Source organism: Proteus sp. PR00224, from assembly GCF_016238105.1.
Taxonomy (GTDB): domain Bacteria; phylum Pseudomonadota; class Gammaproteobacteria; order Enterobacterales; family Enterobacteriaceae; genus Proteus.
This window is the reverse complement of sequence record NZ_JAEHQU010000001.1, coordinates 419,380-436,020: the sequence shown is the minus strand read 5'-3', so window position 1 is coordinate 436,020 and position 16,641 is coordinate 419,380. Positions and strand designations below refer to the sequence as shown.

Genomic DNA, 16,641 nt, shown 5'->3' with positions numbered 1-16,641 from the left:
ACGTAATTATATTTGCGGAGGCGTTAGGGTGATAGGTCGTATCAGAGGAATTATTCTTGAAAAACAGCCACCAGTGGTGCTGATCGAGGCAGGTAATGGTGTGGGTTATGAAATCAATATGCCAATGACCTGTTTTTATGAATTGCCTGATATTGGTCAAGAAGCCATTATCTACACGCAATTTATCGTACGTGAAGATGCTCAATTACTCTATGGTTTTAACCAAAAACAAGAGCGCGCACTCTTTCGTGAATTAATTAAAGTGAATGGTGTAGGGCCTAAACTCGCATTAGCCATTCTATCTGGCATGTCTGCTCGCCAATTTGTAACCGCGATTGAAAATGAATCTATCACTTCACTAGTGAAATTACCGGGTGTAGGTAAGAAAACAGCTGAGCGTTTAGTTGTTGAAATGAAAGATCGCTTTAAAGGTCTTAATGGTGATTTATTCGAAAATAATGACATCGAATTACCAGAAAGTACTTCACCTAAAGCACCAAAAGCGGCAGATATTGAAGCCGAAGCCTCTGCTGCATTAATCGCATTAGGCTATAAACCACAAGAAGCTGCAAAAATGATCAGCAAAGTGGCAAAACTGGGTACAGATAGCGAGACGCTTATCAAAGAAGCGTTGCGCGCGGCTATTTAGGAGTAACACATTGTGATTGAAGCAGATCGCCTGATTTCAGCAGAAATTCAACAACCTGAAGAAGAAATTATTGATAGGGCGATACGTCCTAAATCTCTTGCCGAATATGTTGGGCAACCGCAAGTTCGTGAACAAATGGAGATTTTTATTCAGGCGGCTAAATTGCGTCATGATGCGCTCGATCATTTGCTTATCTTTGGACCTCCTGGATTAGGTAAAACCACATTGGCAAATATCATTGCTAATGAAATGGGGGTTAATTTACGCACGACATCAGGTCCTGTGCTTGAAAAAGCGGGTGATCTAGCTGCAATGCTAACTAATCTTGAGCCTCACGACGTATTATTTATTGATGAAATTCATCGTCTTTCACCCGTTGTTGAAGAAATTCTTTATCCAGCAATGGAAGATTATCAACTTGATATCATGATTGGTGAAGGGCCTGCGGCTCGTTCAATTAAAATTGACCTACCTCCATTTACCTTAGTGGGTGCAACCACAAGAGCTGGCTCTTTAACATCGCCATTGCGTGACCGTTTTGGTATTGTTCAACGTCTTGAGTTTTATAATGTTGACGATCTTCAACATATTGTTTCTCGTAGTGCCAGTTTTATGGGATTAGAGATGACAGACGAAGGTGCTCGTCAAATTGCGATGCGTTCACGAGGCACACCGCGTATTACTAACCGATTATTGCGCCGTGTGAGAGACTTTGCCCAAGTAAAGGGTAATGGTGCCATTGATGAAGAGATTGCTTCTAAAGCGCTTGATATGTTGAATGTGGATGCGGCAGGCTTTGATTATTTAGATCGTAAACTCCTTTTTGCCATCATTGATAAATTTATGGGTGGCCCCGTAGGATTAGATAACCTTGCAGCCGCTATTGGTGAAGAGCGTGAAACCATAGAAGATGTATTAGAGCCTTATTTAATTCAGCAAGGTTTTATTCAGCGCACACCACGAGGCCGTGTTGCCACTAATCATGCCTATCGTCATTTTAATCGAATTATGGAAGATTAATTTCTTATCATCATTAGAAAATAGATAAAAAATACCCCTCGGTGAAATAATTAACAACGAGGGGTATTTTTTTATCCAAACTTAATTTGTTATCTTACTGTTTAGTAGGTGAAAATAAACTCAAGATAAATAGGCAACTCGCTGCTAAAACTACAGACGGGCCAGCTGGAGTGTCATAGAAAGCTGAGAAGGTTAAACCGCCTGTAATGGCTAACATACCAACCGCGATTGCAATCAGAGCCATTTGTTCTGGAGAACGAGCAAAACGACGTGCTGTTGCAGCAGGGATGATCAGTAACGAGGTAATGATCAGCGCACCGACAAACTTCATGGCTAAACCAATGGTTAATGCGGTGATCATCATTAGCTTTAAGCGTTCTCGTTGAATATTCACACCATCAACAAATGCCATATCTTGATTAATTGTCATGGAAAGTAGTGGACGCCATGAGCGAATAATCACAAATAAAACAATCACAACACCAATAAAAATACTGATAACGTCTTGATAGTTTACAGACAGCAAATCACCAAACAGATAAGCCATTAAATCAACACGTACATTCGACATTAAACTAACAACCACAAGCCCTAAAGAAAGCGCACTGTGTGCCATGATCCCTAAAAGAGTATCAACAGAAAGTTGAGGTTTTAATTCTAACCAGACCAACAAAATAGCGAGGAGAAGCGTGACTGCAATCACAGCATAAAAAGGCTCGATGTTAAACAGCAAACCAAAAGCAACACCAAGTAGTGAGGCGTGAGCTAAAGTATCACCAAAATAAGACATACGACGCCAAACGACAAAAGAGCCCAAAGGGCCCGCCGCCATTGCTAAGAGCATACCGGCAATCCAACCCGGTAACAGCAACTCAATCATGACGACACTCCTTACTATGCTGGTGATGATGACGATAAATACCAAGTTGTTCAGCACCACGGCTTCCAAACATGGCAATAAATTCAGGGTGAGAAGAAACAACGTCAGGTGTACCCGAACAGCAAATATGACCATTTAAACAGAGGACTTCGTCTGTTTTTGCCATCACAAGATGAAGATCATGAGAAACCATCAATATGGCACAACCTAATTCATGACGAAGCTGATTAATTAAATCATAAAGTGCTAATTGACCATTAACATCAACACCTTGAGTGGGTTCATCTAAAACTAAAAGTTGGGGCTGATTAAGCAACGCTCTTGCTAACAATACACGTTGAGACTCACCACCAGAAAGTTTCTGCATAGGTTGATCGATTAATTTAGCCGCATTAACGCGTTCTAAAGCAGGGAGAATATCTTTATCATGAACACCCGGTTTTAGTGTCATAAACCGTTTAACGGTGAGTGGCATTGTGGGATCAAGATAAAGTTTTTGTGGTACATAGCCCACTCGTAGCGCGTTTTGACGCTCAACTTTTCCTGAGGTTGGATTTAATAAACCAAGAACTAAACGGATAACCGTAGATTTACCTGCACCATTAGGGCCAAGTAAAGTAAGAATACGGCCTGCTTTTAGATCAAAAGAGATATCTTTTAAAATTTCTCTTTCACCAAAAGAAACACAAACCGATTTTAAACAAATCAAGTCAGACATAAAATTAGCACTTGCAGAATCATTGAAACGTTATAATATAACATTTCCAATGATGATTCACGAGAATTCTTCCTATGTTACATAAAAACAACAAATTTGCGCATCGTTTTTTATTGAAATCATTTTTAACGACAGCGATGATAAGCTCATTCAGTGCTTCAGTGCAGGCTGATGTTGTCGTTTCCATCAGACCACTAGGATTTATTGCTGCGGCTATCGCTGATGGAGTAACACCAACGGAGGTTTTATTACCAGATGGGGCATCTCCACACGATTATGCATTAAAACCCTCTGATTTGAAAAAAATTACTTCCGCAGACCTGATGGTATGGGTGGGGCCTGATATGGAAGTATTTTTAGATAAGCCATTAAACAGACTTACTGACAATCATAAGTTGGCTTTAGCGGAAACTGACGAAATAAAGTCACTTTTATTGAAAGATGATGATGACAATGTGCATAAACATGAGGAAAATCACGAACATCATTCTCACGGTGATTATAATATGCACATCTGGTTATCACCAGAAATTGCGTTGTCGTCTGCAAAACAGATCCACCAAAGGTTAATTACACTCTATCCAGATAAAAAAGAACTTCTGGACGTAAACCTAGGTAAATTCAGCGAACAACTCAAGCAAACTGATAAGAATCTTGTTAATATTCTGTCGCCTGTGAGAAATAAGGGTTATTTTGTCTTTCATGATGCTTATGGCTACTTCGAAAAACATTATAATTTAAAGCCGTTAGGTCATTTTACGATCAACCCTGAAATACAGCCAGGTGCGCAGAAATTACATCAAATACGAACACAGTTGGTTGAGCAAAAAGCAACCTGCATTTTTGCTGAGCCACAATTTAGGCCGACAGTAATAGAAACAGTGGCGAAAGGCACTGGGGTTAAAATGGGTGTATTAGACCCCCTAGGAAGTGGGATTGCTCTAACTCAAGAGAGCTATGTAAAATTCCTTACCCAACTAGCTAACCAATATGCGAGCTGCCTGAATGAAACACAATAAGGAATTAAGAGCGTGCAGCAGAAGAAATCCATTGCACAGGTATATTTAAGTTTACCACTCCCACATAAGATCATGCTTGGTTCGTTAACTGCAGCAACCTTGGCCGTCGCAATTTGGCGGCCTGTGGTACTTCAAAATGAGCAAAGCCGAGAAGTTCCAGTCAGCATTCAAATGCCTCTTGCCAATCAAGGCGAAAATACCGATGACATTATCACTGATAGTAGTGATCAGCTTACCAATGAAGGATTAGTTGATACTGATGATGGCACTGATACAAGCACTGCGGTTGCGCAAGTTCCCCATACTTATATTGTTTCTAGTGGCGATTCATTAAGTTCAATTCTGACTCAGTTTGGTATTGATTCTGCGGATATCGCGACTATCTCTAATCAAAATAAAGATCTTAGAAACCTCAAAATAGGGCAACCTATTAGCTGGGAACTTGATGATAATGGATTGCTTCAAGAATTAAGCTGGGGTGTTTCTCGTCGCGAAACTCGCGTTTATACCCGTACCGAAACGGGTTTTAAAGAAACAAAAGAGTTTCAAAAAGGTGAATGGAAGAACAGTGTAACCACAGGTGTTATTCGTGGGAGTTTTTCTGTCAGTGCAACAAATGCAGGTTTAACCAATGCTGAAGCACGCGCCGTTACCAAAGCATTACAGTGGCAAGTGGACTTTAAAAAATTACAAAGTGGTGACCAATTTGCGGCACTATTTTCTCGTGAAGTGCTTGATGGGCGTACCGAGCAAAGTGAGCTAGTTGGTGTCCGTTTACGTAGTGCGGGTAAAGATTATTATGCGTTCCTTGCTGAAGATGGTCGTTTCTACGATAGCCAAGCGGGTGGATTAGAACGTGGATTTATGCGTTTCCCAACTGTGAAGCAATTTAGAGTTTCCTCTCAATTTAACCCTCGTCGTATTAACCCTGTTACGGGGCGTTTAGCTGCACATAAAGGTGTTGATTTTGCGATGCCAGTAGGTACTCCAGTATTAGCAACAGGAGATGGTGAAGTTATTGTGGCTAAATACAGTGGTGCTGCAGGTAACTTTATCGCTATTCGTCATGGTAGCCAATACACAACACGTTATATGCACTTACGTCAATTATTGGTAAAACCAGGACAGCGTGTTAAGCGTGGCGATAGAATTGCGTTATCAGGAAATACAGGGCGTTCTACGGGGCCTCATTTACATTATGAAATGTGGATCAACCAACAAGCAGTCAATCCATTAACGGCAACATTGCCTCGCGCTGACGGTTTAACAGGTAAAGATAAACAAGAATATCTTGCTAAAGTAAAAGAGATTAAACCTCAGTTAGTGCTAGCCGATTGACAATAAACACGATTTTAAAGACATAAAAGCGGATGATTGATATCATCCGTTTTTGTTTTAATGTTTTTTACGCCTATTAGGGGTATCAATTCAGAGAATTATCTGATGAATAAAGAAAAAGATACAGATAGCAAAGCGGGTTATGTGCCCACTTTTCACCGTGCGTATTTGCATCCTCGTCATTGGGGAACTTGGCTAGGTGCAGGTGTATTAAGTGTATTGGCTTATATGCCAGTAAAATGGCGTGATCCCTTTCTTGCTTCTATTGGCCGTTTTGTTGGACGTAAAGCGAAAAGCGCAAGACGTCGTGCAGATATCAACTTGAGATACTGTTTTCCAACATGGAATAAAACGCAACGTGAAAATGTACTCGACAGTATGTTTGAAACTGCCCCCCAATCCTTTGTGATGTTAGCAGAGCTTTGTTTAAGAGGCCCTGAGCGTATATTAAAACGCACATCTTGGCAGGGGCTAGAAATTATTGAGCGTTTTAAAGCGCAAGGCCGTAATGTCATTTTTATGGTGCCTCATGGCTGGGCAGTTGATATCCCTGCAATGCTATTAGCATCAACAGGTCAGAAGATGGCCGCGATGTTTCACCACCAAAAAGATCCTGTTGCTGATTATTTATGGAATAAAGCACGTCATCATTTTGATGGTCGATTACATTCACGCGAAGCAGGTATTAAGCCTTTTATTTCTTCTGTGCGACAAGGTTACTGGGGCTATTATCTGCCCGACCAAGATCACGGTGCAGAGCATAGCCAATTTGTCGATTTTTTCGGTACTTATAAAGCGACATTACCCGCGATTGGGCGGTTAATGAAAGTATGCCGAGCTGCTATCGTACCGTTGTTCCCAGTGTATTGTCATAAAACACATCAGCTTAGTATTATTGTTCGTGAACCAATGGATGATATTGAAGATAAAGATGATGCGTACATTGCACGCAGAATGAATGAAGAGTTAGAAGCACTAGTGACACCAACGCCAGAGCAATATACGTGGATCTTAAAATTACTTAAGACACGTAAAGAGGGTGAAATAGAGCCTTATGCACGTGAGAATATCCTAGACTAGTTCTTGCACAAGAAATAACCAAATAAAAAATGGGCACTTAATAAAGTGCCCATTTTGTTATTAATATTTAAGACTCTGAGTTATTCAACAGTCAAAATACGGCATGTATTGGTGCTACCGACTGTGCCCATTTGGTCACCTTGAGTGACTAGCACTAAATCACCTGAAACTAAGAAACCTTTATCGCGCAAACGACCAATTGCTTCATTAGCAGCGGCAATACCGTCAGTGTGAGTACTGCAATAAACGGGGGTTACGCCACGATAAAGTGCAGTCTGATTCAATGTTTTCTCATGACGAGACATTGAGAAAATAGGTAAGCCTGTACTGATACGAGACATCATGCGTGCAGTACGACCTGATTCAGTCATCGCAATAATCGCATTAACGCCTTTCATATGGTTAGCTGCATACATTGTAGACATTGCAATGGCTTCTTCCACTGTATCAAACACCATATCTAAACGGTGCTTAGAAACATTGGCAGCTGGCATTTTCTCAGCACCTAAGCAGACTTGCGCCATTGAAGCGACTGTTTCTGCTGGATATTGTCCAGCAGCTGTTTCTGCTGAAAGCATAACAGCATCAGTACCATCCAATACGGCGTTAGCAACGTCCATTACTTCGGCACGAGTTGGCATTGGATTTGTTATCATGGACTCCATCATTTGAGTCGCAGTGATAACGACACGATTAAGCTGACGAGCACGACGAATTAATTTTTTCTGTACGCCAACCAACTCAGGATCACCAATTTCAACGCCTAAATCGCCACGAGCAACCATCACCACATCTGAAGCTAGAATGATTTCATCAATGATTTCATCATTAGCAACCGCTTCAGCTCGTTCTACTTTTGAAACAATTTGGCATTCACAGCCAGCATCACGGGCTAAACGGCGGGCAAGGTTAAGATCTTCGCCAGTTCTTGGGAATGAAACGGCAAGGTAATCAACACCAATTTTTGCAGCAGTGATGATATCTTGCTTATCTTTTTCTGTTAACGCATCAGCGGAGAGACCACCACCCAGTTTGTTAATCCCTTTATTGTTAGATAAAGGACCGCCCACAGTCACTTCAGTAAAGACTTTTAAACCATCCACTTTAAGGACTTTTAACTGAACGCGACCATCATCAAGAAGTAAAATATCGCCTGGAACCACATCGGCTGGTAAGCCTTTATAATCAATACCCACTTGATTTTGATTGCCTTCGCCTTTTTCTAGCGCCGCATCAAGCAAGAATTTATCACCGACATTCAGGAAAACTTTTCCGTCTTTAAAGGTAGATACACGGATTTTAGGGCCTTGTAAATCCCCGAGAATAGCAACATGGCGACCTAATCTTGCTGCAATTTCACGCGTACGATTAGCACGAGCAAGATGATCTTCCGCAGAACCATGAGAGAAATTTAATCGAACAACATTCGCGCCAGCAATAATAATTTTTTCTAAGTTATTATCACGATCTGTTGCTGGGCCTAAGGTGGTAACAATTTTTGTTCTTCTGAGCCGTCTGGACATGTATTACTCCGTTGACCTTGAACGAAAGGTGTTGGCAATTGGATAAAACAGAAATTAGACTGTGTTTTACCCAATATGTTAAGTGAAACGCTTCAAGCTAATTGCAACATACACTACTGTTTTCATTATATGCGAGAGTTAGCTCGCAGATATGCTACCATTTTTCAAAAACTTATCTAGTCAGGGGCACAATTGGAAGTGTGACTATACTAACAGAATAATTAAAAACGGTTACTTATCAAACCGTGAATCACGTAAAGCTTCTTTGACGCGCTTCAAGTTATCTCTGAATTTTGGTCCTCGGCGTAAAATAAATCCTGTTGCAAGAACATCAATAATAGTGAGTTGTGCAAGGCGGGAGATCATTGGCATGTAGATATCAGTATCTTCAGGCACATCAAGCAAGATGGGAAGGGTTGCTTCAGAGGCTAAAAGAGAGCCCGGAGTTGTAATAGCAATAACCGCTGCATCGTTTTCGCGTGCGATTTTGGCAATTTCAACTAAATTTTTAGTACGTCCTGTATGTGAAATAATAACGACCACATCACCATCAGTACTATTTATGCAACTCATACGTTGCATAACAACATCATCAAAATAAGTGACAGGAATATTAAAACGAGAAAACTTATTCATGGCATCGTGAGCAACGGCTGCTGATGCACCTAAACCAAAAAAAGAGATTTTTTTAGCTTGCGTCAAAATATCAACTGCACGATTGATCGCTGCGATATCAATATTGTTTTTAACGTTTTCAAGTCCTGCCATTGCGGATTCAAAAATTTTATTGGTATAAGAAGAGACAGTATCGGAATCATCAATATTACGATTTACATAAGGCGTACCGTTGGCAATGCTTTGTGCTAATTGTAATTTGAAATCAGGAAATCCTTTTGTTGCCATACGTCGGCAAAATCGATTAACAGTCGGCTCACTGACATCAGCCGTTTTAGCCATTAAGGCAATGCTTGAATGGATAACTGTTTGTGGCGCAGTTAAAACAGCCTCTGCGACTTTTTTTTCTGATTTACTCAAGATGTCCAGATTAGACTGAACCCTTTCCAATATATTCATTAAATATACAGATCCTTGGCTTTGCCAATTTCAATAAAAGGAGAAATCTATAACGGTTTTATGAAAATATACTACGCAAAGAACAAGGCTTGCAGTGTAAACCATCGGTAAACAGGGCTTTTTTCGTTAAAGTATGACGTGTGTCTAACTTTCAAAGCTGAAAACAAGAAACAAAACTGTTGTAAAGTTACAAGAAAGGATAAAACGCTAGGCATAAAATGAAGCATTACAATATGTGTGGTAAGTTAAAGACTAATATGTGCAAGTGTATTTACTGAATACATCCAAAAGAGTACATTAATACAAAATTCTGTAACAAAATTACAAAATCTCATCATGAGGAGACGTTCTATGGCAGCGATATCGACTGCTCAGGCCTGTGATCTGGTTATCTTCGGTACGAAAGGGGATCTAGCACGCCGTAAGCTCATTCCATCATTATATCAATTGGAGAAAGCAGGATATATTCACCCTGACTCTCGCATTATTGGTGTCGGTCGTGCTGATTGGGATGTTGAGGCATATAAAAATGTCGCTCATGAAGCGTTAAAAACCTTTTTAAAAGAAGAAATTAACCCTGAAATTTGGCAGCGTTTAAGTGATCGCTTAGATTTTTGTAATCTTGATGTTAATGAAACCGACCATTTCATTGAGTTATCAAAGCATCTAAAACAAGATAAATTACCCGCTATCTATTATTTTGCTATGCCTCCAAGTACCTTTAGCGCAATGTGTCAGGGACTAGGTCATGCAAAATTAAATAAAGAGCCTAATCGTGTCGTAATGGAAAAACCATTAGGGACAGATTTAGCGTCTTCTGTTTCTATTAACGATAGCGTGGCGAAATACTTTAAAGAGACTCAAATTTATCGTATTGACCACTATTTAGGTAAAGAAACCGTTTTAAACCTATTAGCATTGCGCTTTGCAAACTCACTGTTTGTTAACAACTGGGACAATAAAACGATTGATCATGTCCAAATTACGGTTGCAGAAGAAGTGGGCATTGAAGGGCGTTGGGGATACTTCGATCAAGCAGGTCAAATGCGAGATATGGTGCAAAATCACCTATTACAAATCCTGACTATGATTGCAATGTCCCCGCCAGCTGACTTAACAGCTGACAGTATTCGTCAAGAAAAAGTGAAAGTTTTACGTTCACTGCGTCGTATTGATAACACAAATATTCGCGAAAAAACAGTTCGTGGACAATATACGGGTGGTTTTGTACAAGGTAAAAAAGTACCTGGTTATCTTGATGAAGAAGGTGCCAATAAAACCAGCAATACAGAAACATTTGTGGCAATCCGCGCTGATATCGATAATTGGCGTTGGGCAGGTGTTCCGTTCTATTTAAGAACAGGTAAACGCCTACCAAGTAAATGTTCAGAAGTTGTGGTTTATTTTAAAAAGCCTGCGCTGAATATTTTCAGTGAGACTTATCAAGAGTTACCTCAAAATAAGCTGACTATCCGTTTACAGCCAGATGAAGGTATCGATATTGAAGTGCTAAACAAAGCACCTGGTCTTGATCATAAACACCGTTTACAAACAACTAAGCTGGACTTGAGTTTCTCTGAAACATTCAACCAAACGCATTTAGCGGATGCTTATGAGCGTTTATTGTTAGAAGCCATGCGTGGCATTCAAGCGCTATTCGTGCGTCGTGACGAAGTGGAAGAAGCATGGAAATGGGTTGATTCAATTATCAATGCATGGGAATGCGATAATGAGCTACCTAAACCCTATCAAGCTGGTACATGGGGGCCTGTTGCATCTGTTGCAATGATCACTCGTGATGGTCGTTCTTGGAATGAAATTGAATAATCAATAATGTCTTTATTGTTTATTCGACGATTAAGATACCCAGCTTTGCTGGGTATTTTTTACCTCTAAGCATAGATACAGCGCTTTAGATGAATAAAACCGCTGAAGGATCGTAAAACTACTGATTAACTATGCAATCTAATTTAAGTTGGAAATTAAAACTTAAACAAAACCAACCAATTAACTAAAAAATTTTCCTCAAAAGCATTGCTTTAAATAATTTGGCGTGATAGAAATATCATGTAACATTTAACCATCTTATATGAGGGTTCGGAGTATATCGTGCGGATGGTCTGTGCGATGAAAGAATAAATAATCATGACTAGCGCCAAAAGCGTCAAAGTTAAACGTTCTACCTATAAGTTATTCCTTTCTGCTATTTTATCCAGCGAACACTACTGGTGTGGCGCATTATAGAAATCTCTCATCTTAATTCCTGAGTTATCAGGAAATGACGTTGCCTTAACGTTTGGCTACTATTGCCGCCAGAAAGACTATCTACATATTCTCTATCTTCTGCGCAAGAAACGTTTCGGCGTATTTCAAATGTGTATGAGAGATGAAAAAATGATTTATTGGATATTTTTAGCATTAGCTATTGTTTGTGAAGTTATCGGTACTTTATCGATGAAGTACGCCAGTGTAAGCGGTGGTTACACCGGTATGATAGTGATGTGGTTAATGATTGCCACTTCCTATATCTTTTTAGCCATAGCCGTTAAAAAAGTGGCATTAGGTGTAGCATATGCACTGTGGGAAGGTATTGGAATTGTCATTATTACGACATTCAGCGTTCTGTGGTTTGGTGAATCACTTTCACCATTAAAATTAGGTGGTCTAGCAATGTTAATTGCAGGGATCACGCTTATAAAATCAGGTACTAAAAAATCGGCTGTTGCTAAGAAAACAACAGAATCGGTAAAAAGTATTGCCGGTAAAGCCAAGCACGTTGCCAGTGCTGTAAAAGGAGCGAATAAGCCAATTCCTGCCAATATCAAGGAGGCTTAATTATGTTAGCTCAATTTGAATGGTGGCATGGTGCGTTTCTGATACTTGCCGTAGTGCTCGAGATTGTCGCGAATATATTCTTAAAAATGTCTAACGGTTTTAGCCGAATGGGATTAGGAATATTATCACTGTTTTGTGTATTAGGTGCCTTTAGTGCACTGGCAATGGCAGTCAAAGGGATAGAGCTTTCTGTTGCTTATGCACTTTGGGGAGCATTCGGAATTATTGCAACCATTGCCGCGGGTTGGATCTTATTTAATCAACGACTCAATTATAAAGGATGGGGTGGAATTATATTATTACTGGTTGGTATGATAATGATTAAATTTGCCTAAATCTAATTAACTTAATAAATGAGATATTGATAAAACAAAAAATCTAATTATTACAGCAAATAAGTGACATTAAAAAGCTGAGTTCTTATGAATTCAGCTTTTTTATATAAACGTAACAGGTCAATAAATAATACCTATTTACATAGCCGCAATAATCTTAATTTCAACTTTATATTCAGGGTGCATTAATTGTGCTTGTACAGTACAACGCACTGGTGCACTACCTTTGGCAACCCATGCATCCCACGCTTGATTCATTCCTGCAAAATCCTCTTTATTAGCTAAAAAAATTGTTGCATCAAGAATTTTAGTTTTATCAGAACCTACACGTTGTAACAAAACGTCAATTGCCGCTAATGTGTTTGCTGTTTGTTCAATAATATCGCCCGATAAATTTTCTGGCACCGCAGTGTAATAAATTGTGTCGTTATGAATAACAGCTTCAGACCAGCGATCTTCAGGGTCGATACGTTTAATTGTCATTATGAGTTCTCCTTTGTATTAACGGCATAGGTGGTACTTTTGGTTATCCACTGGCATAATTTACGTCTTATTTTATAAAAAGAGTATGCCTGTGTCAGACGATTTTGCAGAAAACGGGATTTTAACCCGAACTATTCCAGGATTTCATCCCCGTGAAGCTCAACGACAAATGGCGAAATCAATAGAGGAAACTATTGATAAGCAAGGTGTACTTATCGCTGAAGCGGGTACAGGGACAGGAAAAACGTATGCTTATCTTGTGCCCGCGTTGCGTTCGGGTAAAAAAACGATTATTTCAACAGGCTCTAAAGCCTTGCAAGATCAATTATATAGTCGAGATTTACCCACGATCATTGAAGCGATTAATTATGATGGTAATACGGCGTTATTAAAAGGGCGTTCTAACTATCTTTGCTTGGAAAGGCTTGATCAGCAAATGCTGAGCGGTGGTGATCTCGAGGCTGAAGTTTTGTCTGATGTAATGTATGTGCGTCAATGGTCAACGCAGACAGAAGATGGTGATGTGAGCCGTTGTCATAGCGTGGCTGAAGACAGTCGTGTTTGGCCTTTAGTCACAAGTACTAACGATAACTGTTTAGGCAGTGATTGCCCTCGCTATAAAGAGTGTTATGTTTTAAGTGCACGTAAAAAAGCAATGGATGCGGATATTGTGGTGGTTAATCACCATTTATTTATGGCGGATACTGTCGTTAAAGATACTGGTTTTGGTGAGCTAATTCCGGAAGCTGAAATTATGATCTTTGATGAAGCCCATCAAATTCCAGATATCGCTAGTCACTATTTTGGTCAACAACTTACCAGTAGACAGCTTTTTGATCTCGCCAGAGACATGACAGTTGCTTATCGCACAGAAGTCCGTGATCAAGTTCAGTTGCAAAAAAGCGCTGATAGATTAACGCAAATGGTGATGGATTTTCGCTTAGCGTTAGGTGATACGGGGTATCGTGGAAATTTACGTGAGCTATTGCAAGGTGGTGAAACAAAACGTTTTCTTACGTTACTGGATGATGCCTTAGAACTGAGTTATGACGTAATGAAACTTTCGTTAGGGCGAAGCCAATTACTTGATAGTGCTTTTGAACGCGCCACCGTTTATCGCAATCGCTTAAAACGCCTGATTGATACCACAATTCCGGGTTATAGCTACTGGTTTGAAAGTTATGGTCGCCATTTTTTACTGGCCATTACGCCACTTTCTGTGGCCGATAAATTTCGTGAGCTTATCAAATCACATAAAAGTAGTTGGGTGTTTACCTCTGCAACACTTTCTGTAAATGAACAGATGTCTTATTACACAGACAGGCTCGGTTTAGAAAATGCGACAACACTGATTTTAAACAGTCCGTTTGATTATCAACATCAGACATTACTCTGTGTACCACGTTATTTGCCACCATTAAATCAATCTTATACGGCGAAACGTTTAGCTACTATGCTCACGCCTGTTATTTTAAAAAACCAAGGTCGCTGTTTTTTCCTCTGTACTTCACATGCCATGATGCGTGGACTTGCCGAAGAATTCAAAGCCAGTTTGCCATTACCCGTATTGATGCAAGGAGAGATGAGTAAAACGCAATTACTGCAAAAATTTATCTCATCAGGAAATGCGCTTTTAGTGGCGACTCAAAGTTTTTGGGAAGGTGTTGATGTGCGTGGAGATACATTGTCTTGTGTGATTATTGATAAATTACCCTTTACAGCACCTGATGATCCTTTATTAAGAGCACGTATTGAAGATTGTGAGTTGCGGGGCGGAGATGCCTTTAAAGATGTCCAAATTCCTGATGCTGTTATTAGTTTAAAACAAGGTGTCGGGCGATTAATTCGTGATGTACACGATTATGGTGCAATTATAGTTTGTGATGATAGATTGGTTTCTCGTGCATATGGCGAGGTTTTTTTAAGTAGTCTGCCACCATCACCACGAACGCGTTCACTCGATAAAACAATGAAATTTTTGAGCCAACGCGCACAGCAGAATGAAATACAAGAAATATCGGATTCATAATAGCGATCGCACAGAATGTGTGTTTATTCTGTTGAACACTATTATGATATTATTATTCCTCTTTTAATTATCGAATTTGCCGGAGTTATGGCGTGTCACTGCGAATTTTAGCAATTGATACTGCAACAGAATCTTGTTCAGTTGCAGTTTGGAATGAAGGCGTTGTTGCTTCACGTTTTGAAATCTCACCTCGTGAACATACACAAAAGATTTTACCTATGGTGAAAAGCGCCTTAGAAGAAGCAAACATCACATTGCAATCATTAGATGCACTTGCTTTTGGACGAGGCCCAGGGAGCTTTACTGGCGTTCGTATTGGTGTTGGTGTTGCACAAGGTATTGCGTTAGGTGCTGAGTTGCCCATGATTGGTATTTCATCACTTGCCACAATGGCTGAAGGTGTCTTTAGAACAACGGGTATTAAACAAGTTCTCGTGGCAATCGATGCGCGTATGGGTGAAATCTATTGCGCTCAATATCAGCGTAATGATGCAGGTGCTTGGGTGGGGGAAGACACTGAAGCGGTGATGAAACCTGAGCAGTTTATTGAAGCATTACAATCAACAACAGGAACATGGGCAATGGCAGGTACAGGCTGGCAAGCTTATCCTGATTTAAAAAAAGCGTTGTCTTTCACTGTTGTTGAAACTGAGATTACATTACCTGCTGCACAAGATATGTTACCCCTTGCTGTAACCGCTTGGCATGAAGGTAAAGCAACCAAAGTTGAAGACGCTGAGCCTGTGTATTTACGTAATGAAGTGACGTGGAAAAAATTGCCCGGTCGTGAATAGATTTGTGAGTATCTATTAGAAATCGAAGAGTAAAGCTATAATAGTACTATAGAGTAACGTCAATAATGACTTGCAATGAGGTGGTTTATGAACAGACAATTAAACTACCGTTTGGTAAGCAAAGCGCTATTTCTATCTGGTGCTTTGTTTCTGGCGGGATGCGTCTCTATACCTGAATCAATAAAAGGTACATCAGCAACGCCTGTTACTGATTTAAATGGAGTTTTTGTTGCACCTGAGCTTTATATTGGCCAAGAAGGGCGTTTTGGTGGACGTGTGATTGATGTTAAAAATCTTCAATCATCAACACAGCTAGAAATTGCTGTTATGCCTCTTTCTCAATATGATGCTGCGCCCGAATTGCAACAGCCTTCTATTGGTCGTCTCTATGCGAATGTTATGCATTTCTTAGATCCTACCGATTATAAAAATCAGTATGTAACAGTAGTTGGTACTATTAAAGGTGTTGAAACTGGCAAAGTCGGTGAAGCGAGTTATCCATTTTTACGTATTGATGTGACGGGCATGAAACGTTGGACGCTGACACAACAAGTCATTATGCCAGCACCTGTTATGACATGGGGATATTATGGAGATGGCCCATATTGGGGTTATCATCATGGATATGGCGGTTACGGTGGATATCCATATGGAACCGGTCAGGTTGTGCCCGTTTTAGAATAAAAAATGGGTATTAGATTCCATGACAAAATAATATTTTATCTCCATTTGTGAGAAACGGTGTATAATCAATATCTATAATATATTAGGTAACTATCTAATAGAGTTATTAAAGTTGAATAAAAATAAAAGAGAGGGCGGTTTTGACCGCCTTCTTTTTTGTTAATCTAAAAATAAAATATT

16 protein-coding genes are annotated in these 16,641 nt (G+C 39.9%); 11 read left to right on the top strand and 5 right to left on the bottom strand.

Annotated features, from left to right (window positions below):
- Positions 1-28: 28 nt before the first annotated feature.
- Positions 29-649, top strand: coding sequence for a Holliday junction branch migration protein RuvA (gene ruvA / locus JEP71_RS02030; protein WP_069369076.1), 621 nt, complete (start codon positions 29-31; stop codon positions 647-649).
- A gap of 12 nt (positions 650-661) precedes the next feature.
- Positions 662-1,669, top strand: a complete 1,008-nt coding sequence (gene ruvB / locus JEP71_RS02025) for a Holliday junction branch migration DNA helicase RuvB (RefSeq protein WP_099075472.1) — start codon at positions 662-664, stop codon at positions 1,667-1,669.
- 94 nt (positions 1,670-1,763) lie between these two features.
- On the opposite strand, the gene znuB is transcribed toward ruvB, so the two are convergent.
- Together znuB and znuC are read right to left on the bottom strand one after the other, a co-directional pair.
- On the bottom strand, positions 1,764-2,549 hold the full coding sequence (gene znuB / locus JEP71_RS02020) for a zinc ABC transporter permease subunit ZnuB (RefSeq protein ID WP_196532616.1): 786 nt from the start codon (positions 2,547-2,549) through the stop codon (positions 1,764-1,766).
- Positions 2,542-3,267 (bottom strand): zinc ABC transporter ATP-binding protein ZnuC, encoded by a 726-nt coding sequence (gene znuC, locus JEP71_RS02015; RefSeq protein WP_088495457.1) that lies wholly within the window; start codon positions 3,265-3,267, stop codon positions 2,542-2,544. The genes znuB and znuC overlap by 8 nt, the downstream gene beginning before the upstream one ends.
- A 74-nt stretch (positions 3,268-3,341) precedes the next feature.
- Between znuC and znuA the strand changes: the two genes are divergently transcribed.
- The 3 genes from znuA (at position 3,342) to lpxM (ending at position 6,704) form a co-directional block, all read left to right on the top strand.
- Positions 3,342-4,286 carry a zinc ABC transporter substrate-binding protein ZnuA gene (gene znuA, locus JEP71_RS02010; protein WP_198625671.1) on the top strand — a complete coding sequence of 315 codons (945 nt, stop codon included), beginning with the start codon at positions 3,342-3,344 and terminating at the stop codon, positions 4,284-4,286.
- A 12-nt stretch (positions 4,287-4,298) separates the two neighbouring features.
- Positions 4,299-5,624: a murein DD-endopeptidase MepM gene (gene mepM, locus JEP71_RS02005; protein ID WP_109372239.1), complete on the top strand. Its 1,326-nt coding sequence runs from the start codon at positions 4,299-4,301 to the stop codon at positions 5,622-5,624.
- A 105-nt stretch (positions 5,625-5,729) separates the two neighbouring features.
- Positions 5,730-6,704 (top strand): lauroyl-Kdo(2)-lipid IV(A) myristoyltransferase, encoded by a 975-nt coding sequence (lpxM, locus tag JEP71_RS02000; RefSeq protein WP_198619994.1) that lies wholly within the window; start codon positions 5,730-5,732, stop codon positions 6,702-6,704.
- A gap of 80 nt (positions 6,705-6,784) precedes the next feature.
- On the opposite strand, the gene pyk is transcribed toward lpxM, so the two are convergent.
- A complete protein-coding gene (gene pyk / locus JEP71_RS01995; RefSeq protein ID WP_088495460.1) occupies positions 6,785-8,227 on the bottom strand; it encodes a pyruvate kinase in 1,443 nt (480 codons plus the stop codon).
- Positions 8,228-8,458: 231 nt separating this feature from the next.
- A complete protein-coding gene (locus JEP71_RS01990; protein ID WP_099075468.1) occupies positions 8,459-9,301 on the bottom strand; it encodes a MurR/RpiR family transcriptional regulator in 843 nt (280 codons plus the stop codon).
- Between the two features lie 351 nt (positions 9,302-9,652).
- Here JEP71_RS01990 and zwf point away from each other — a divergent pair, with 351 nt between their 5' ends.
- The 3 genes from zwf (at position 9,653) to mdtI (ending at position 12,471) form a co-directional block, all read left to right on the top strand.
- Positions 9,653-11,128 carry a glucose-6-phosphate dehydrogenase gene (gene zwf / locus JEP71_RS01985; RefSeq protein WP_088495462.1) on the top strand — a complete coding sequence of 492 codons (1,476 nt, stop codon included), beginning with the start codon at positions 9,653-9,655 and terminating at the stop codon, positions 11,126-11,128.
- Between the two features lie 567 nt (positions 11,129-11,695).
- Positions 11,696-12,136, top strand: coding sequence for a multidrug/spermidine efflux SMR transporter subunit MdtJ (gene mdtJ / locus JEP71_RS01980; RefSeq protein ID WP_075671146.1), 441 nt, complete (start codon positions 11,696-11,698; stop codon positions 12,134-12,136).
- 2 nt (positions 12,137-12,138) lie between these two features.
- Positions 12,139-12,471 (top strand): multidrug/spermidine efflux SMR transporter subunit MdtI, encoded by a 333-nt coding sequence (gene mdtI, locus JEP71_RS01975; protein ID WP_198619995.1) that lies wholly within the window; start codon positions 12,139-12,141, stop codon positions 12,469-12,471.
- Positions 12,472-12,609: 138 nt separating this feature from the next.
- On the opposite strand, the gene JEP71_RS01970 is transcribed toward mdtI, so the two are convergent.
- Entirely contained in the window at positions 12,610-12,954 is a 345-nt protein-coding gene (locus JEP71_RS01970; protein WP_109372243.1) for a RidA family protein, read from the bottom strand.
- A gap of 85 nt (positions 12,955-13,039) precedes the next feature.
- Here JEP71_RS01970 and JEP71_RS01965 point away from each other — a divergent pair, with 85 nt between their 5' ends.
- The 3 genes from JEP71_RS01965 (at position 13,040) to JEP71_RS01955 (ending at position 16,461) form a co-directional block, all read left to right on the top strand.
- Positions 13,040-14,983, top strand: coding sequence for an ATP-dependent DNA helicase (locus JEP71_RS01965; RefSeq protein WP_198625670.1), 1,944 nt, complete (start codon positions 13,040-13,042; stop codon positions 14,981-14,983).
- Positions 14,984-15,075: 92 nt separating this feature from the next.
- Complete coding sequence (gene tsaB / locus JEP71_RS01960; RefSeq protein ID WP_109372245.1) at positions 15,076-15,777, top strand: tRNA (adenosine(37)-N6)-threonylcarbamoyltransferase complex dimerization subunit type 1 TsaB; 702 nt, start codon at positions 15,076-15,078, stop codon at positions 15,775-15,777.
- An 87-nt stretch (positions 15,778-15,864) separates the two neighbouring features.
- A complete protein-coding gene (locus tag JEP71_RS01955; RefSeq protein WP_198619998.1) occupies positions 15,865-16,461 on the top strand; it encodes a Slp family lipoprotein in 597 nt (198 codons plus the stop codon).
- The last annotated feature ends 180 nt before the right edge of the window (positions 16,462-16,641 follow it).